This is a genomic window from Pseudomonas sp. ENNP23, assembly GCF_001728945.1.
GTDB lineage: Bacteria > Pseudomonadota > Gammaproteobacteria > Pseudomonadales > Pseudomonadaceae > Metapseudomonas > Metapseudomonas otitidis.
Genome location: NZ_LYSP01000023.1, coordinates 67,469 through 84,213, shown reverse-complemented (window position 1 = coordinate 84,213; position 16,745 = coordinate 67,469). Strand labels below are relative to the sequence as shown.

The 16,745-nt window shown below is 63.3% G+C and carries 17 protein-coding genes; 13 read left to right on the top strand and 4 right to left on the bottom strand.

The features are described from left to right. Positions 1-266 precede the first annotated feature (266 nt). Entirely contained in the window at positions 267-1,034 is a 768-nt protein-coding gene (locus A9G05_RS14515; RefSeq protein ID WP_069561652.1) for an FCD domain-containing protein, read from the top strand. A gap of 60 nt (positions 1,035-1,094) precedes the next feature. Here A9G05_RS14515 and smpB read toward each other — a convergent pair whose 3' ends face one another. Then, positions 1,095-1,574: an SsrA-binding protein SmpB gene (smpB, locus tag A9G05_RS14510; protein WP_069561651.1), complete on the bottom strand. Its 480-nt coding sequence runs from the start codon at positions 1,572-1,574 to the stop codon at positions 1,095-1,097. 148 nt (positions 1,575-1,722) lie between these two features. Here smpB and A9G05_RS14505 point away from each other — a divergent pair, with 148 nt between their 5' ends. Both A9G05_RS14505 and A9G05_RS14500 read left to right on the top strand, forming a co-directional pair. Continuing rightward, positions 1,723-2,157, top strand: coding sequence for a type II toxin-antitoxin system RatA family toxin (locus A9G05_RS14505; RefSeq protein WP_069561650.1), 435 nt, complete (start codon positions 1,723-1,725; stop codon positions 2,155-2,157). Then, positions 2,150-2,470, top strand: coding sequence for an RnfH family protein (locus A9G05_RS14500; protein WP_069561649.1), 321 nt, complete (start codon positions 2,150-2,152; stop codon positions 2,468-2,470). Before A9G05_RS14505 ends, A9G05_RS14500 begins: the two co-directional genes overlap by 8 nt. Positions 2,471-2,567: 97 nt before the next feature. Here A9G05_RS14500 and A9G05_RS14495 read toward each other — a convergent pair whose 3' ends face one another. Next, positions 2,568-3,089 carry an outer membrane protein assembly factor BamE gene (locus tag A9G05_RS14495; RefSeq protein WP_069561648.1) on the bottom strand — a complete coding sequence of 174 codons (522 nt, stop codon included), beginning with the start codon at positions 3,087-3,089 and terminating at the stop codon, positions 2,568-2,570. A gap of 96 nt (positions 3,090-3,185) precedes the next feature. Between A9G05_RS14495 and fur the strand changes: the two genes are divergently transcribed. Then, positions 3,186-3,590 carry a ferric iron uptake transcriptional regulator gene (gene fur / locus A9G05_RS14490; protein ID WP_044413688.1) on the top strand — a complete coding sequence of 135 codons (405 nt, stop codon included), beginning with the start codon at positions 3,186-3,188 and terminating at the stop codon, positions 3,588-3,590. Between the two features lie 54 nt (positions 3,591-3,644). Here the strand turns inward: fur and recN are convergent, their stop codons facing one another. After that, positions 3,645-5,318, bottom strand: a complete 1,674-nt coding sequence (recN, locus tag A9G05_RS14485; RefSeq protein WP_069561647.1) for a DNA repair protein RecN — start codon at positions 5,316-5,318, stop codon at positions 3,645-3,647. Positions 5,319-5,473: 155 nt separating this feature from the next. Here recN and grpE point away from each other — a divergent pair, with 155 nt between their 5' ends. The 8 genes from grpE (at position 5,474) to A9G05_RS14445 (ending at position 15,670) form a co-directional block, all read left to right on the top strand. Beyond that, positions 5,474-6,040 (top strand): nucleotide exchange factor GrpE, encoded by a 567-nt coding sequence (gene grpE / locus A9G05_RS14480; RefSeq protein WP_044413691.1) that lies wholly within the window; start codon positions 5,474-5,476, stop codon positions 6,038-6,040. A 103-nt stretch (positions 6,041-6,143) separates the two neighbouring features. Further along, entirely contained in the window at positions 6,144-8,054 is a 1,911-nt protein-coding gene (gene dnaK / locus A9G05_RS14475) for a molecular chaperone DnaK (protein WP_069561646.1), read from the top strand. Between the two features lie 121 nt (positions 8,055-8,175). Beyond that, on the top strand, positions 8,176-9,303 hold the full coding sequence (gene dnaJ / locus A9G05_RS14470) for a molecular chaperone DnaJ (protein ID WP_069561645.1): 1,128 nt from the start codon (positions 8,176-8,178) through the stop codon (positions 9,301-9,303). A gap of 82 nt (positions 9,304-9,385) precedes the next feature. Beyond that, positions 9,386-10,189 (top strand): 4-hydroxy-tetrahydrodipicolinate reductase, encoded by an 804-nt coding sequence (dapB, locus tag A9G05_RS14465; RefSeq protein ID WP_069561644.1) that lies wholly within the window; start codon positions 9,386-9,388, stop codon positions 10,187-10,189. A 196-nt stretch (positions 10,190-10,385) separates the two neighbouring features. Next, positions 10,386-11,522: a glutamine-hydrolyzing carbamoyl-phosphate synthase small subunit gene (carA, locus tag A9G05_RS14460; protein ID WP_069561643.1), complete on the top strand. Its 1,137-nt coding sequence runs from the start codon at positions 10,386-10,388 to the stop codon at positions 11,520-11,522. Between the two features lie 35 nt (positions 11,523-11,557). Then, entirely contained in the window at positions 11,558-14,779 is a 3,222-nt protein-coding gene (gene carB / locus A9G05_RS14455; protein WP_069561642.1) for a carbamoyl-phosphate synthase large subunit, read from the top strand. Next, positions 14,776-15,249, top strand: coding sequence for a transcription elongation factor GreA (gene greA / locus A9G05_RS14450; protein ID WP_044413709.1), 474 nt, complete (start codon positions 14,776-14,778; stop codon positions 15,247-15,249). Before carB ends, greA begins: the two co-directional genes overlap by 4 nt. Positions 15,250-15,331: 82 nt before the next feature. After that, positions 15,332-15,670 carry a DUF4149 domain-containing protein gene (locus A9G05_RS14445; protein ID WP_338135396.1) on the top strand — a complete coding sequence of 113 codons (339 nt, stop codon included), beginning with the start codon at positions 15,332-15,334 and terminating at the stop codon, positions 15,668-15,670. 25 nt (positions 15,671-15,695) lie between these two features. On the opposite strand, the gene A9G05_RS14440 is transcribed toward A9G05_RS14445, so the two are convergent. Continuing rightward, on the bottom strand, positions 15,696-16,010 hold the full coding sequence (locus A9G05_RS14440; RefSeq protein ID WP_069561640.1) for a YhbY family RNA-binding protein: 315 nt from the start codon (positions 16,008-16,010) through the stop codon (positions 15,696-15,698). A 76-nt stretch (positions 16,011-16,086) separates the two neighbouring features. Between A9G05_RS14440 and rlmE the strand changes: the two genes are divergently transcribed. Further along, positions 16,087-16,710, top strand: a complete 624-nt coding sequence (rlmE, locus tag A9G05_RS14435) for a 23S rRNA (uridine(2552)-2'-O)-methyltransferase RlmE (RefSeq protein ID WP_069561639.1) — start codon at positions 16,087-16,089, stop codon at positions 16,708-16,710. The last annotated feature ends 35 nt before the right edge of the window (positions 16,711-16,745 follow it).

The following is a 16,745-nucleotide window of genomic DNA, read 5'->3' as shown; positions in this document are numbered from 1 at the left end:
GTTGCGCTCGTGGCGCAGCAGCAGGGCAATTGCTCTCCGTTCGGCGTTTTCGTCGAATTGGTATTACCAATTTACAAAATCGACGGCTCAGGGTAAAAGCCCTTCTATTGACCTGTCAATTTCGTGTCCTACAACTTTGGTCGAGCGCATGGGGCTCATCTGCGCCTTGTGGATGGCGATGGCGCTGGTTAGGCTGCCGCGCTGAATGAGCTGGGCTGCCATGGCTGGTGGCTGTAGTGGGAACGGAACGGTGGTTCGGGAGGGGTATGGGATTCGGTCAGGTGCGTCAGCGCCGTCTGTCGGATGACATCGTCGATCACCTCGAGGCGATGATCCTCGAGGGGACCCTGAAAGCAGGCGAGCGACTGCCGGCGGAGCGTGTGCTGGCCGAGCAGTTCGGAGTGTCGCGCCCGTCCCTGCGGGAGGCGATCCAGAAGCTGGTGGCCAAAGGGCTGCTGGTGAGCCGGCAGGGGGGCGGCAACTACGTGTCGGCGGAGCTGGGGTCGACCTTCAGCGATCCGCTGCTGAAGCTGCTGGAGGGCAACCCCGACGCGCAGCGCGATCTGCTGGAGTTCCGCCATACGCTGGAAGGTTCCTGCGCCTACTACGCGGCGCTGCGGGCGACGGCGGTCGACCATGAGCGCCTGGGCGAGGCGTTCGAGGCGCTGCAGGCTTGCTATTCGCCGGGCAGCCAGGCGACCCGGGAGGAGGAGGGCGCCGCCGATGCGCGCTTCCACCTGGCGATTGCCGAGGCCAGCCACAATGCGGTGCTGCTGCACACCATCCGTGGGCTGTTCGATCTGCTCAAGCACAACGTGGTGACCAACATCGGCGGGATGTACCTGCAGCGCAGCGAGACCCGCGACATGCTGATGGCCCAGCACCGGGCGCTGTACGAGGCGATCATCGAACGGCGGGCGGAGGAGGCGCGGGAGGTGTCCAATCGCCACATCGACTATGTGCAGGAAGTGCTGGCCGAGGGGCGGCTGGAGGCGGTGCGCCTGGAGCGAGCGCAGCGGCGCCAGGGCATTTGAGTCGTCAGTGCGCGCAAACGAAAACGCCGGGCAATGCCCGGCGTTTCTGTCTGGCGAGGATCACTCCTTGCCTTTGGTGCGCATGGCGCGTTCGATCTCGCGATCGGAGTCGCGTTCCTTCTCCGTGGCGCGCTTGTCGAACTCTTTCTTGCCCTTCACCAGGGCGATCTCGCATTTGATCAGGTGGGCCTTCCAGTACAGCGAGAGGGCGACACAGGTGTAGCCCTTCTGCTGGACGGCACCGAACAGCTTGCCCAGTTCGCGCTTGTGCAGCAGCAGCTTGCGGGTGCGCACGGGGTCGGCGATGACGTGGGTGCTGGCGGTCTTCAGCGGGGTGATGTGGCTACCGAGCAGCCAGGCCTCGCCGTCCTTCAGCAGTACGTAGCTGTCCACCAGTTGGGCTTTGCCGGCGCGGAGGCTCTTGACCTCCCAGCCTGCGAGGGCGAGGCCGGCCTCGAAGCGCTGCTCGACGAAGTAGTCGTGCAGAGCCTTCTTGTTCTGTGCGATGGAGCCTTGAGTTTGTTTCTTTTGCTTAGCCATAGGCGCGGCATTATAGGGAGTCGCTCGCCAGCCCGCTACGGCGGCGTAGGCTTGAGCGCGTTGGGCGAATCCTCGACAATGCGCGCTCTTTTTTTGACCAGCCGTGTTGCCCCTGCTGCAGCCGACTGACTGACGTTCAGAGGCTCCGATGTCCACGCATATCCAGCGTTCCGCGCTGCTCCCCTATCCCGCCAAGGCGCTCTACGACCTGGTCAACGATGTGGTGCGCTACCCCGAGTTCCTGCCCTGGTGTGCGAGCAGCGAGGTGCTGGAGTCGAGTGAGTCGCACATGGTGGCCAGCCTGGGTGTGGCCAAGGGCGGGATCAGCCAGCGCTTCGTCACCCGCAATGTGCTGGTGGAGGGCGCGAGCATCGAGATGAACCTGGAGGAAGGGCCGTTCACCGAGCTGCATGGGGTCTGGCACTTCAAGGCGCTGGGGGAGAAGGCCTGCAAGATCAGCCTGGACCTGTCCTTCGACTACGCCGGGCCGATTGTCAAGGCGACCCTGGGGCCGCTGTTCAATCAGGCGGCGAACACTCTGGTGGATGCCTTCTGCCAGCGAGCCAAGCAGTTGTATGGCTGAGTCGCTGATCGCCGTCGAGGTGGTGTGCGCGCTGCCTGACCGTCAGCGCCTGGTACGGCTGGAGGTGCCGGCCGGGACGACGCTGCGCCAGGCTGTGCTGATGGCGGGGCTGGCGGATGCGTTTCCCGACCTGGACCTGACGGCTGCGCCGCTGGGCATCTTCGGCAAGGCGGTGCAGGACGCCGAGGTTCGGCAGGTCGAGGCAGGGGATCGCATCGAGGTCTATCGCCCCCTGGTGGCCGATCCGAAGGAGGTGCGCAAGGCGCGCGCCGCGCGTGCGGCCCAGGCCAGGGGAGAGGGCAAGGGCGACTGATCGGGTCGTCTGGCGACGCTGCGGCTGTCGGCCTTTGTTTATCAGGCAGGTACAAAAAAGCCCGGAATCGGTCCGGGCTTTTTCATGGGCGCCGCATTTACTGCGGCGTGGTGTCCAGGGGTTCCGGGATCGGGACCGGTACGGTTTCCACCTGGTCCACTTCCTTCTGGATCTGCTCCAGCAGCGAGCCGGGCTTGGCTTTCTCTTCCGGTTTCTGCTGGGTGGGCTTGCTCGGGGTGACCTGGTTGTTGCCGTCGCTGCCGAGGATCGCCTCGTCGCGGCTGACGCCAGGCATGAAGTCGCCACCCAGGCCGATCAGTTGGTCATTGCCGTCGAACAGCAGGGTGACGCGCTCCTGCTGACGCTGACCGCCGCCGGGCTGAATGCTGTAGAGGTAGTCCCAGCGGTTGGCGTGGAAGGTATCGAGAATCAAGGGGTTGCCCATGATAAACCGCACTTGGCGCCGGGTCATTCCAGGCTTCAACTGGTCTATCATGTCCTGCGTTACGACGTTGCCTTGCTGGATGTCGATCTTGTAGACACCGGGAAACGAACAACCGGCGAGTGCGAGCAGGCCTGCAAATGAGAGGCTGGTCAGCAGGAGCTTGGTGTTTTGCATCGGTGGGTGACTTCCACTATCTTGGCTGGGCAACGAAAATCCGATCATACCCGCATTGAGGGAAGCTGCGAAGCAGCATCCACGAGAAAGCTGACCATGGTTGAAAATAACGAACTTCGCAAAGCCGGTCTGAAGGTCACCCTGCCTCGGGTGAAGATCCTTCAGATGCTCGACTCCGCCGATCAGCGTCACATGAGTGCCGAGGATGTGTACAAGGCACTGATGGAAGCCGGCGAGGACGTCGGCCTTGCGACGGTCTACCGCGTGCTTACCCAGTTCGAGGCTGCCGGCCTCGTTGTCCGCCACAATTTCGATGGCGGCCATGCCGTGTTCGAACTGGCTGACAGCGGCCACCACGACCACATGGTCTGCGTGGATTCCGGTGAGGTCATCGAATTCATCGACGCCGAAATCGAAAAGCGGCAGAAAGAGATCGTGAAAGAGCACGGCTTCGAGCTCGTCGATCACAATCTGGTGCTGTACGTGCGTAAGAAGAAGTAATCTCCGCTTCATGAAAAAGGCGACCTCGGGTCGCCTTTTTCATGCCTGCGCGAATCAGTTGCGGGCGCTGGCGACCATCTTGCGGGCGTGTGCGATGGATTCTTCGGTGAGGTCGACGCCACCCAGCATGCGGGCGATTTCTTCCACGCGCGTCGCGTCGTCGAGGTTGGTGACGGCGGTGCGGGTCTCCTTGCTGCCGCGCTTCTTGTGCACGAAGAGGTGGTGATGACCCTGGGCGGCCACCTGGGGCAGGTGGGTGACGGTGAGGACCTGGCCGCGCTCGCCCAGGCGCCGCAGCAACTGGCCGACCACTTCCGCGGTGGGGCCGCCGATGCCGACGTCCACTTCGTCGAACACCAGGGTCGGTACCCGCGAGGTCTGTGCGGTGATGACCTGGATCGCCAGGCTGATCCGGGATAGCTCGCCGCCCGAGGCGACCTTGGCCAGGCCCTTCAGTGGTTGGCCGGGGTTGGCGCTGACCAGGAACTCCACCTGCTCCTGTCCGTTCGGCTGGGGTTCGTCGCTTTCGATGCCGCGTAGCTCGATGCTGAAGCGCCCGCCGGGCATGCCCAGGCGTTGCATCTCCATCTCCACGGCCTTGGCCAGCTTGCCGGCCGCTTTGCTGCGCAACTGGCTCAGTGCGGCGGCTTTTGCCTGGTAGTGGCGGGCATAGGCTGCCAGTTCGTCCCCGAGGCGCTCCACGGCCTCGTCATCGGCATTGAGCGCTTCGATCTCCTCCAGCAGCGTGTGCTGCAGGTGGGGGAGTTCGCTGGGATGGATACGGTGCTTGCGGGCCAGGGTGTAGAGCGTGTCGAGGCGTTCTTCGACCTCCTGCTGGCGATGCGGGTCGGCATCGAAATGATCGATGAAGCGGTTGATTTCGCCGACCGCTTCTTCCACCTGGATCTGGGCGCTGGCCAGCAGGTTGACGGCTTCGGCAATCGGGCCCTGCTGGGCGTTGAAGGCCGTCAGGCGATTGAGGCTGGAGGTGAGAGCGCTGAGGACGTTGCCGGCATCGCTCTCGCTGCACATGTCCAGTACCTGGCGGCAGCCTGCCAGCAGACTTTCGGCGTTGGACAGGGTCTTGTGCTCGGCTTCCAGTTGCTCCAGCTCATTGTCGCCGAGGGCCAGTTGCTCCAGCTCCTCCAACTGGTAGCTGAGCAGTTGGTGGCGGGCGCGCTGCTCTTCGCTGTTACGTGACAGGCGTTGCAGCTCCTGGCGGGTCTGGCGCCAGCGCTGGGCAGCGAGCTGGACCTGGCGGGCCAGGTCGCTGGCGCCGGCGAATTCGTCCAGCAGGCGCCGATGAGTGTCCGGCTTGAGCAGCGACTGGTGTTCATGCTGGCTGTGGATGTCGATCAGCAGCTCGCCCAGTGCCTTGAGGTCGCCTTGGGGGCAGGGGGTGCCGTTTATATAGGCACGGGATCGGCCTTCCGCAGTGATGACCCGGCGCAGGATGCAGGGGCCATCAATTTCCAGGTCCCGCTCGGCGAGCCAGGCACGTGCCTCCGGGATATCACTGAGGTCGAAGCTGGCAAGGATGTCGGCCTTCTCCGCACCGGGGCGGACGGCGCCGCTGTCGGCACGGTCGCCCAGGGTCAGACCGAGGGCGTCGAGCATGATCGACTTGCCCGCGCCGGTCTCGCCGGTGATCACGGTCATGCCGCCTTCGAGCTCAAGGTCCAGGTGCTCGACGATGGCGTAGTTGTGGACTGAGAGGTGGACCAGCATGGCGGGGACTCCCCTGGGTTTTGGCTGTCTATTTATACAGTGTTTGTTTTCCGGCTGACAATCGCCTGCTGCCCTTGAAGCGACAAATTGCGACCCCATATAGGCGGACAGATCGGCGGGTCATTCCCCGCCACCGTTTCAGTAAGGAGGAAGGCATGGCAGACGAACAGAACCTGGATACCCAGAACCCCGAGGTGAGCGCACCGGCTGATGTGGCGGGCGAGGACCTCGTGGCCCGCGTCCAGGCGCTGGAGGAGCAACTGGCTGCGGCCCAGGACCAGTCCCTGCGTACCGCCGCCGAGCTGCAGAACATCCGCCGCCGTGCGGAGCAGGATGTCGAGAAGGCACACAAGTTCGCCCTGGAGAAGTTCGCCAACGACCTGTTGCCGGTGGTCGACAGCCTGGAGCGCGGCCTGGAGCTGACCAGTGCCGAGGACGAGGCCGTCCGTCCTGTACGCGAAGGCGTCGAGCTGACCCTGAAGCTGTTCCACGACACCCTGAAGCGCTTCCAGGTCGAGGCCGTCGACCCCCATGGCGCTCCGTTCAACCCGGAGCATCACCAGGCGATGGCAATGGAAGAGAGCACCCATGTCGAGCCGGGTAGCGTCCTGAAGGTCTTCCAGAAGGGCTACCTGCTCAACGGTCGCCTGCTGCGCCCGGCCATGGTCGTGGTCAGCAAGGCGCCGGCCGAAGCGCCGCCGTCCATCGACGAGCAGGCTTGAAATCCGGCTTCGGGCCCCCATCTGGTAGTCCAAGCGTTCACATGCTGATGCGGCCCCCAAGCGAGCGGGGCCGCAAAGAAATCAAAGTTTCGGGAGAGAGAATATGGGCAAGATCATCGGTATCGACCTGGGTACCACCAACTCCTGCGTTTCCATTCTTGAGAATGGCAACGTCAAGGTGATCGAAAACGCCGAGGGCGCGCGCACCACCCCCTCGATCATCGCCTACACCAACGACGGTGAGATCCTGGTCGGCCAGTCCGCCAAGCGCCAGGCTGTCACCAACCCGCACAACACCCTGTACGCCGTGAAGCGCCTGATCGGTCGTCGCTTCGAAGAAGACGTCGTGCAGAAAGACATCAAGATGGTCCCCTACAAGATCGCCAAGGCCGACAACGGTGACGCCTGGGTCGAGGTGAAGGGCCAGAAGATGGCGCCTCCGCAGATCTCTGCGGAAGTGCTGAAGAAGATGAAGAAGACCGCCGAAGACTACCTCGGCGAGCCGGTGACCGAAGCCGTCATCACCGTTCCGGCCTACTTCAACGACAGCCAGCGCCAGGCTACCAAGGACGCCGGCCGCATCGCCGGCCTGGACGTCAAGCGCATCATCAACGAGCCCACTGCGGCTGCGCTGGCCTATGGCATGGACAAGGCCAAGGGCGACCACACCGTGATCGTCTATGACCTGGGTGGCGGTACCTTCGACGTGTCGGTGATCGAGATCGCCGAAGTGGACGGCGAACACCAGTTCGAAGTGCTGGCCACCAACGGCGATACCTTCCTGGGTGGTGAGGACTTCGACATCCGCCTGATCGACTACCTCGTCGACGAGTTCAAGAAAGAGTCCGGCATGGACCTGAAGGGCGACCCGCTGGCCATGCAGCGCCTGAAAGAGGCTGCCGAGAAGGCCAAGATCGAGCTGTCCTCCAGCCAGCAGACCGACGTCAACCTGCCGTACATCACTGCAGACCAGACCGGTCCGAAGCACCTGAACGTGAAGATTTCCCGCGCCAAGCTGGAAGCCCTGGTGGAAGACCTGGTCGCTCGCACCATCGAGCCGTGCCGCATCGCGCTGAAGGATGCTGGCCTGGACGTGGGTGACATCCACGAAGTCATCCTGGTCGGTGGCCAGACCCGCATGCCGCTGGTGCAGAAGCAAGTGGCCGACTTCTTCGGCAAGGAAGCGCGCAAGGACGTCAACCCGGACGAGGCTGTCGCCATCGGTGCGGCCATCCAGGGTGCCGTACTGGCCGGTGACGTGAAGGACGTGCTGCTGCTCGACGTGAGCCCGCTGACCCTGGGTATCGAGACCCTGGGTGGCGTGATGACTCCGCTGATCGAGAAGAACACCACCATCCCGACCAAGAAGTCCCAGGTATTCTCCACTGCCGACGACAACCAGTCCGCCGTGACCATTCACGTGCTGCAGGGTGAGCGCAAGCAGGCCGGCCAGAACAAGTCCCTGGGCAAGTTCGACCTGGCCGAGATCCCGCCGGCTCCGCGTGGCGTGCCGCAGATCGAAGTGACCTTCGACATCGACGCCAACGGCATCCTGCACGTGTCCGCCAAGGACAAGGCCACCGGCAAGCAGCAGTCCATCGTGATCAAGGCCAACTCCGGCCTGTCCGAGGAAGAAATCCAGCAGATGGTGCGTGACGCCGAAGCCAATGCCGAGGAAGACCGCAAATTCGAAGAGCTGGCCGGTGCCCGCAACCAGGGTGACGCGCTGGTTCACGCCACCCGCAAGATGATCACCGAAGCGGGCGACAAGGCCACTGCTGAAGAGAAGGCGGTCATCGAGAAAGCAGTGGGTGAGCTGGAAGTCGCCGTGAAAGGCGATGACAAGGCCGAGATCGAAGCCAAGATGAACGCGCTGTCCCAGGCTTCCGCTCCGCTGGCGCAGAAGATGTACGCCGAGCAGGCCAAGGCCGGCGAGGGTGCTCCCGCAGGCGACGACAAGGCTGCCGACGATGCCGTCGACGCCGAGTTCGAAGAGGTCAAGGACAACAAGTAAGCGCCACGCTTGCTTGCGCTCCTGCCCCGAGCCGTTCGGCTCGGGGTGATTCGCCACGCGGGGGCTTGCTCCCGCGTCGGCGTGTCTGGAGGGCGCGAAACTTTCAGAGTGCAGAGAACCAATGGCTAAACGTGACTTTTACGAAATCCTCGGTGTAGAGCGTGGCGCCAGCGAGGCCGAGCTGAAGAAGGCCTATCGTCGTCTGGCCATGAAGTACCACCCGGACCGCAACCCGGGGGACAAAGAGTCCGAGGAGAAATTCAAGGAGGCCAACGAGGCCTACGAAATCCTCTCGGATGCCAGCAAGCGCGCGGCCTACGATCAATACGGCCATGCCGGCGTCGACCCGCAGATGGGTGGCGGCGGTGGTGCAGGGTTCGGCGGTGCCAGCTTCTCCGACATCTTCGGCGACGTGTTCAGCGACTTCTTCGGCGGTCAGCGCGGTGGCCAGCGTGGCGGTGCCCAGCGTGGCAGCGACCTGCGCTACACCCTCGAGCTGGATCTCGAAGAGGCGGTTCGCGGCACGACCGTGACCATCCGTGTGCCGACCCTGGTCAACTGCAAGACCTGCGATGGCTCCGGTGCGAAGAAAGGCACCAGCCCCGTCACCTGCACCACCTGCGGCGGTATTGGGCAGGTGCGCATGCAGCAGGGCTTCTTCTCCGTCCAGCAGACCTGCCCGCGCTGCCACGGCACCGGCAAGATGATCAGTGACCCCTGCGGCAGTTGCCATGGCCAGGGGCGCGTGGAAGAGCACAAGACCCTGTCGGTGAAGGTGCCGGCCGGCGTGGACACTGGCGACCGTATCCGCCTGTCCGGCGAAGGCGAGGCGGGCGTGATGGGTGGGCCGCCCGGCGACCTGTACGTGGTGGTCAACGTGCGCGAGCACCCGATCTTCCAGCGTGACGGCAAGCACCTGTACTGCGAGGTACCGATCAGCTTCGCCGATGCGGCGCTGGGTGGTGAGCTGGAGGTTCCGACCCTGGACGGCCGCGTCAAGCTGAAGATCCCCGAGGCGACCCAGACCGGCAAGCTGTTCCGCCTGCGTGGCAAGGGTGTTGCGCCTGTGCGTGGCGGTGGTGCCGGTGACCTGATGTGCCGCGTGGTGGTCGAGACGCCGGTGAACCTGGACAAGCGCCAGCGGGAACTGCTGGAAGAGTTCCGCAAGAGCCTGCAGAGTGACGGCTCCCATTCGCCCAAGGCCAGCACTTGGTTTGAGGGCATGAAGCGCTTCTTTGGTGATCTTTGACGCAGGGCGCCAGGCGGCGCGCGGCAGGCTTGGCCTGTTCGTGCGCGGGGCCTGGCGCTTCTAGCTTGGAGCTTTGTTCGTTATGCGACGTATTGCAGTGATGGGCGCCGCCGGGCGCATGGGCAAGACCCTGATCGAAGCGGTCCAGCAGAACCCGGGGGCCGGCCTGACCGCCGCCATCGATCGGCCCGACAGCACCCTGGTGGGCGCGGATGCGGGCGAGTTGGCCGCCCTGGGGCGTATCGGCGTGCCCCTCTCGGGCGACCTGGCCAAGGTGGTGGACGAGTTCGATGTGCTGATCGACTTCACCCATCCGTCAGTGACCCTGAAGAATCTCGAGGTCTGCCGTCAGGCGGGCAAAGCCATGGTCATCGGTACCACCGGCTTCACTGCTGGAGATAAGGCGTTGCTGGCCGAGGCGGCCAAGCAGATCCCCATCGTCTTTGCCGCAAACTTCAGCGTCGGGGTGAATCTCTGCCTCAAGCTGCTGGACACCGCTGCGCGGGTGCTCGGCGACGAAGTGGACATCGAGATCATCGAGGCCCATCACCGCCACAAGGTGGATGCCCCCTCCGGCACCGCACTGCGCATGGGTGAGGTGGTGGCCGAGGCCCTGGGGCGCGACCTGTCGAAGGTGGCGGTCTATGGCCGTGAAGGCCAGACGGGCGCTCGCGAGCGTGAGACCATCGGTTTCGCCACCGTGCGTGCGGGCGATGTGGTCGGCGACCATACCGTCCTCTTCGCGGCCGATGGCGAGCGCGTCGAGATCACTCACAAAGCGTCCAGTCGCATGACCTTTGCTCGTGGCGCCGTGCGTGCCGCGCTGTGGCTGGATGGTCAGGGAGCCGGCCTGTACGACATGCAGGATGTGCTGGGTCTGCGCTGATTATCGGTCGCGGAATGCAGTTTGGTGATGTCTTTCCTGTGGACCGAAATGACGCATTCCTGTAAGCTGCAGCTTTAGTGTGTCCACTAAAAGTTACGCAGAAATGGCTCAGATAAAAAAGCGGGGTGACGGTATCAACGTCATCCCGCTTTTTTACAATCTGCGTTTGCTTCAGCCTTAGATACGGGAGGTCTTCTTGACTAAGCCAGCCATACTCGCGCTTGCCGACGGCAGCATTTTCCGCGGCGAGTCCATCGGGGCCGACGGCCAGACCATCGGAGAGGTGGTGTTCAACACTGCCATGACCGGCTACCAGGAAATCCTCACCGATCCTTCCTACGCGCAGCAGATCGTCACCCTGACCTATCCCCACATCGGCAATACCGGCACCACGCCGGAAGATGCCGAGTCCGACCGCGTCTGGGCCGCTGGCCTTATCATCCGCGACCTGCCGCTGCTGGCCAGTAACTGGCGCAGCAAGCAGTCACTGCCGGAGTATCTGCAGGCGACCGGCACCGTTGCCATCGCTGGGCTGGATACTCGTCGCCTGACCCGCATCCTGCGTGAGAAGGGCTCCCAGAACGGCTGTATTCTGGTCGGCGCTGATGCCACCGAGGAAAAGGCGCTGGAGCTGGCACGCGGCTTCCCGGGCTTGAAGGGCATGGACCTGGCCAAGGAAGTGACCTGCGATAAGCCGTATGAATGGCGCTCCAGTGTCTGGAACCTTGAAAGCGACAGCCATCCCGAGATCGTTGCCAGCGAGCTGCCTTATCACGTGGTGGCCTACGACTACGGCGTGAAGCTGAACATCCTGCGCATGCTCGTCGCGCGTGGTTGCCGCCTGACCGTGGTGCCGGCCAAGACTCCGGCCAAGGATGTGCTCGCCCTGAATCCGGATGGTGTCTTCCTGTCCAACGGCCCGGGTGACCCGGAGCCTTGCGACTACGCCATCGCTGCCATCAAGGAAATCCTAGAGACCGATATCCCGGTGTTCGGTATCTGCCTGGGGCACCAGTTGCTTGCCCTGGCTTCCGGTGCCCGCACCATGAAAATGGGTCACGGCCACCACGGCGCCAACCACCCTGTGCAGGACCTGGATTCCGGCGTGGTGATGATCACCAGCCAGAACCACGGCTTCGCTGTGGACGAGTCCAGCATGCCGGCCAACTTGCGTGCCACCCATAAGTCACTGTTCGACGGCACCCTGCAGGGCATCGAGCGCACCGACAAGGTCGCCTTCAGCTTCCAGGGGCACCCCGAGGCGAGCCCCGGTCCGCATGATGTGGCCCCGTTGTTCGATCGCTTCATCGAAGCCATGGCCAAGCGCCGCTGATCCTCGCCGACTGACCCAAGGATTCGAGTAAGACCATGCCAAAACGTACAGATATCAAAAGCATCCTGATCCTCGGCGCCGGCCCCATCGTCATCGGCCAGGCCTGTGAGTTCGACTACTCGGGCGCTCAGGCCTGCAAGGCCCTGAAGGAAGAAGGCTTCCGCGTCATCCTGGTGAACTCCAATCCGGCCACCATCATGACTGACCCGGCCATGGCCGACGCCACCTACATCGAGCCGATCAAGTGGCAGACCGTTGCCAAGATCATCGAGAAGGAGCGCCCTGACGCCCTCCTTCCCACCATGGGCGGCCAGACCGCGCTGAACTGCGCCCTGGACCTGGAGCGCCACGGCGTCCTGGAGAAATTCGGCGTCGAGATGATCGGTGCCAATGCCGACACCATCGACAAGGCCGAGGACCGTTCGCGCTTCGACAAGGCCATGAAGGACATCGGCCTGGCGTGTCCGCGCTCCGGTATCGCCCACAGCATGGAAGAGGCCTATGGCGTCCTCGAGATGGTCGGCTTCCCCTGCATCATCCGTCCGTCCTTCACCATGGGCGGCACTGGTGGCGGTATCGCCTACAACCGCGAAGAGTTCGAAGAGATCTGCGCCCGTGGTCTGGACCTGTCCCCGACCAACGAGCTGCTGATCGATGAGTCGCTGATCGGCTGGAAGGAATACGAGATGGAGGTTGTCCGCGACAAGAAGGACAACTGCATCATCGTCTGCTCCATCGAGAACTTCGACCCGATGGGCGTGCACACCGGCGATTCCATCACCGTTGCGCCTGCGCAGACCCTGACCGACAAGGAATATCAGATCCTGCGTAACGCCTCCCTGGCGGTGCTGCGCGAGATCGGCGTCGAGACCGGCGGTTCCAACGTGCAGTTCGGCATCTGCCCGAACACCGGGCGCATGGTCGTGATCGAGATGAACCCGCGCGTGTCCCGCTCCTCCGCCCTGGCCTCCAAGGCTACCGGCTTCCCGATCGCCAAGATCGCCGCCAAGCTGGCCGTCGGCTACACCCTGGATGAGCTGCAGAACGATATCACCGGCGGCCGTACCCCGGCGTCCTTCGAGCCTGCCATCGACTACGTGGTGACCAAGGTCCCGCGCTTCGCCTTCGAGAAGTTCCCCAAGGCGGATGCCCGCCTGACCACCCAGATGAAGTCCGTGGGCGAAGTGATGGCTATCGGCCGTACCTTCCAGGAGTCCATGCAGAAAGCCCTGCGTGGTCTGGAAGTCGGCGTTGCCGGCTTCGATCCCAAGTTGGACCTGGCCGACCCCGAGGCCGATAGCATCCTCAAGCGCGAGTTGACCGTGCCGGGCGCGGAGCGCATCTGGTACGTGGCCGATGCCTTCCGTGCCGGCAAGACCGTTGAGGAGGTGTTCGAGCTCACTCGCATCGACGAGTGGTTCCTGATCCAGATCGAAGATCTGGTGAAGGAAGAGCGCCAGGTGCAGACTCTCGGCCTGTCCGGGATCGACTACGAGCTGATGCGCCGCCTCAAGCGCAAGGGCTTTTCCGACGCGCGCCTCGCCAAGCTGCTGGGTGTCACCGAGAAGAACCTGCGGGCTCATCGTCACAAGCTGAAAGTGCTGCCGGTGTACAAGCGCGTCGACACCTGCGCTGCCGAATTTGCCACCGACACTGCCTACATGTACTCGACCTACGAGGAAGAGTGCGAGGCGAACCCGTCCGGTCGCGACAAGATCATGATCCTGGGTGGCGGCCCCAACCGCATCGGCCAGGGAATCGAGTTCGACTACTGCTGCGTACACGCCGCGCTGGCGATGCGCGAAGACGGCTACGAGACCATCATGGTCAACTGCAACCCGGAGACCGTCTCCACCGACTACGACACCTCGGATCGCTTGTATTTCGAGCCGGTGACCCTGGAGGACGTGCTGGAGATCGTCCGCGTCGAGCAGCCCAAGGGCGTCATCGTGCAGTACGGCGGCCAGACCCCGCTGAAGCTGTGCCGCGCCCTCGAAGAGGCCGGTGTGCCGATCATCGGTACCAGCCCGGATGCCATCGACCGTGCCGAAGACCGCGAGCGCTTCCAGCAGATGGTCCAGCGTCTCAACCTGCGCCAGCCGGCCAATGCCACGGCCCGCAGCGAAGACGAGGCCCTGGCCCTGTCCAAGGGCATCGGCTACCCGATGGTGGTGCGCCCGTCCTACGTACTGGGCGGCCGCGCGATGGAAATCGTCTATCAGGAAGAAGAACTCAAGCGCTACATGCGTGAGGCCGTGAAGGTCTCCAACGACAGTCCGGTGCTGCTGGATCGCTTCCTCAACTGCGCCATCGAGGTGGACGTGGATGCGGTGTGCGACGGCGAAACCGTCGTGATCGGTGCGATCATGCAGCACATCGAGCAGGCCGGCGTGCACTCCGGTGACTCCGCGTGCTCGCTGCCGCCTTACTCGTTGCCGAAGCACATCCAGGACGAGATCCGCGAGCAGGTCAAGAAGATGGCCCTGGAGCTGGGCGTCGTCGGCCTGATGAACGTGCAGATGGCCGTGCAGGGCGAGGACATCTACGTGATCGAGGTGAACCCGCGCGCGTCCCGTACCGTGCCGTTCGTCTCCAAGTGCATCGGCGAGTCCCTGGCTAAGGTGGCGGCGCGCGTCATGGCAGGCAAGAGCCTGGCTGAGGTCGGCTTCACCCAGGAGATCATTCCGCCGTTCTTCAGCGTCAAGGAGGCGGTGTTCCCCTTCGCCAAGTTCCCGGGCGTCGACCCGATCCTTGGTCCGGAAATGAAGTCCACTGGCGAGGTCATGGGCGTGGGTGATACCTTCGGCGAGGCCTTTGCCAAGGCCCAGCTTGGTGCCAGCGAGATCCTCCCGAACTCCGGTACTGCCTTCATCAGCGTGCGCGAAGACGACAAGGCCGAAGCCGTTGAAGTCGCTCGCGACCTGGTGGCGCTGGGCTTCGAGGTCGTGGCGACTGCCGGTACCGCGCGTGTCATCGAGGCCGCCGGTCTGCCGGTACGCCGGGTGAACAAGGTGACCGAAGGTCGGCCCCACGTGGTCGACATGATCAAGAACGACGAGGTCACCCTGATCATCAACACCACCGAGGGGCGTCAGTCCATTGCCGACTCCTACTCGATCCGTCGTAACGCCCTGCAGCACAAGATCTACTGCACCACCACCATCGCGGCGGGGCAGGCGGTCTGTGAGGCGCTCAAGTTCGGTTCCGAGAAGACCGTGCGCCGCTTGCAGGATCTCCATGCAGGAATCAACGCATGACCAAGTTTCCGATGACCATCCAGGGCGCTCAGGCCCTGGAAGACGAACTCAAGGCGCTCAAGATCGAGCGCCCAAAGATCAGCCAGGCCATTGCCGAGGCGCGTGAGCTGGGCGATCTCAAGGAGAACGCCGAGTACCATGCTGCCCGCGAGCAGCAGGGCCTGGCCGAGGCGCGCATCCGCGACATCGAAGCCAAGCTGTCCAATGCCCACATCATCGACATCACCACCATCCCCCACAGTGGCAAGGTGATATTCGGTGTGACCGTAGACATCGCCAACGTCGAGACGGATGAAACCGTGACCTACCAGATCGTTGGCGACGACGAGGCCGACATCAAGCGCGGCAAGCTCTCGGTCAGCTCGCCCATCGCGCGAGCGCTGGTGGGCAAGGTCGAGGGTGATGTGGTGGTGGTGAAGACGCCCAGCGGCCTGGTCGAGTACGAGATCGTCGAGGTTCGCCATATCTGATCGGCGCTCGTCCCGTGCGGCTGTAGCCGGGTGGCAGCTGGCCCAGACATTCTGGGTCGGCGGCCTCTGGCTGCTGCATTTCGTGGTTCTGCCGGCCCTGGAGCGAGTGGGATTCGCGCCGTTGTTGGTGGAGGAGTTGTCTCGCAGCCTTTCCCCGCTGTTGGTGGGGTTTGCGGCATTCTGTGGCGTGCTTCAGTTGGGGTTGCTGGTCTGGCTGGAGGGTGCACGGAGCGTGCGGCGGGATTCGCGAGGGCAGCTGCTGTTAGTCATCCTGCTGGCGGCGACGATCTTTCTGGTCGTCAGCTTCTGGAAAGCCGAGTTCGCTCGCTTGTTGGCATTCAGCTACATGGTGCTGACGCTGTGTGGTGCGTTACTGGTCGTACAGCCCGTGCCGGGCAGTGATCGCCGCAGGGCGCGCTAAGTGGCGCCCCGTCGGCTTCAAGGCATCAAAGGCCGCTGAAGCGGCTGATGTTGGAGAGGTTGCGGTTGGGCTTGGGATTGCGGCGGTAGATCAGCGCCATCTTGCCGATGACCTGAACCAGTTCGCACTTGCCGACTTCGCAAAGCTCGTCAATCAGTGCGCGCCGATCCTCGCGTTCGGTGATGCGGAACTGCACCTTGATCAGTTCGTGATCGTTGAGCGCACGATCCAGTTCGGCCAGGACCCCTTCGGTCAGGCCGTTCTCGGCCACGATCAATACCGGTTTCAGGTGGTGGCCGATAGATTTGTATTGCTTCTTGTGCTCCTGAGAGAGCGCCATAATCAGACCCCTGCGAAAAAAGGCTGCTAGTTTACCCGAGTGACTTCGGGGCGCACAGCCGAACACGAGGTATCCCGTGGCCCGTTCCAAGACTAGCCATCGTTGGCTGAAAGAACATTTCGATGATCCCTACGTCAAGATGGCGCAGAAGGATGGTTATCGTTCGCGTGCCAGCTACAAGCTGCTGGAGATTCAGGAGAAGGACCGTATTCTTCGGCCCGGCATGACTGTGGTCGACCTCGGCGCTGCGCCGGGCGGCTGGTCCCAGGTCACCAGTCGGGTGATCGGCGATCGCGGGCGGCTCATCGCATCGGACATCCTTGAAATGGACAGCATCCCGGACGTTACCTTCATTCAGGGAGACTTCACCGACGATGTAGTCTTTGCCCGGATCCTCGAGGCGATTGGCGAGCACCCGGTCGACCTTGTGATTTCCGACATGGCCCCCAATATGAGTGGTGTCAGGGCGGCCGATCAGCCGCGTGCCATGTACCTGTGCGAGCTAGCGCTCGATCTTGCTGCGCGAGTCCTGACGCCGGGTGGCGATTTCCTGATCAAGATATTCCAGGGTGAGGGATTCGACCTCTACCACAAGCAGGTCAAGGAAATGTTCGACAAGGTGCTGATGCGCAAACCGCTTTCGTCGCGTGATCGCTCCCGTGAGCAATACCTGCTCGCGCGCGGCTTCCGCGGGGAATAGACTGCGACAGGCAGGTGGTTCGCGGGTCTCATGGA

Coding starts and splice junctions, on each gene's coding strand:
- greA (WP_044413709.1), top strand. CDS start 14,776: ATGACCAAGTTTCCGATGACCATCCAGGGCGCTCAGGCCCTGGAAGAC.
- A9G05_RS14440 (WP_069561640.1), bottom strand. CDS start 16,010: ATGGCGCTCTCTCAGGAGCACAAGAAGCAATACAAATCTATCGGCCAC.
- A9G05_RS14515 (WP_069561652.1), top strand. CDS start 267: ATGGGATTCGGTCAGGTGCGTCAGCGCCGTCTGTCGGATGACATCGTC.
- dnaJ (WP_069561645.1), top strand. CDS start 8,176: ATGGCTAAACGTGACTTTTACGAAATCCTCGGTGTAGAGCGTGGCGCC.
- dnaK (WP_069561646.1), top strand. CDS start 6,144: ATGGGCAAGATCATCGGTATCGACCTGGGTACCACCAACTCCTGCGTT.
- A9G05_RS14495 (WP_069561648.1), bottom strand. CDS start 3,089: ATGCAAAACACCAAGCTCCTGCTGACCAGCCTCTCATTTGCAGGCCTG.
- grpE (WP_044413691.1), top strand. CDS start 5,474: ATGGCAGACGAACAGAACCTGGATACCCAGAACCCCGAGGTGAGCGCA.
- fur (WP_044413688.1), top strand. CDS start 3,186: ATGGTTGAAAATAACGAACTTCGCAAAGCCGGTCTGAAGGTCACCCTG.
- A9G05_RS14500 (WP_069561649.1), top strand. CDS start 2,150: ATGGCTGAGTCGCTGATCGCCGTCGAGGTGGTGTGCGCGCTGCCTGAC.
- dapB (WP_069561644.1), top strand. CDS start 9,386: ATGCGACGTATTGCAGTGATGGGCGCCGCCGGGCGCATGGGCAAGACC.
- smpB (WP_069561651.1), bottom strand. CDS start 1,574: ATGGCTAAGCAAAAGAAACAAACTCAAGGCTCCATCGCACAGAACAAG.
- recN (WP_069561647.1), bottom strand. CDS start 5,318: ATGCTGGTCCACCTCTCAGTCCACAACTACGCCATCGTCGAGCACCTG.
- A9G05_RS14505 (WP_069561650.1), top strand. CDS start 1,723: ATGTCCACGCATATCCAGCGTTCCGCGCTGCTCCCCTATCCCGCCAAG.
- carB (WP_069561642.1), top strand. CDS start 11,558: ATGCCAAAACGTACAGATATCAAAAGCATCCTGATCCTCGGCGCCGGC.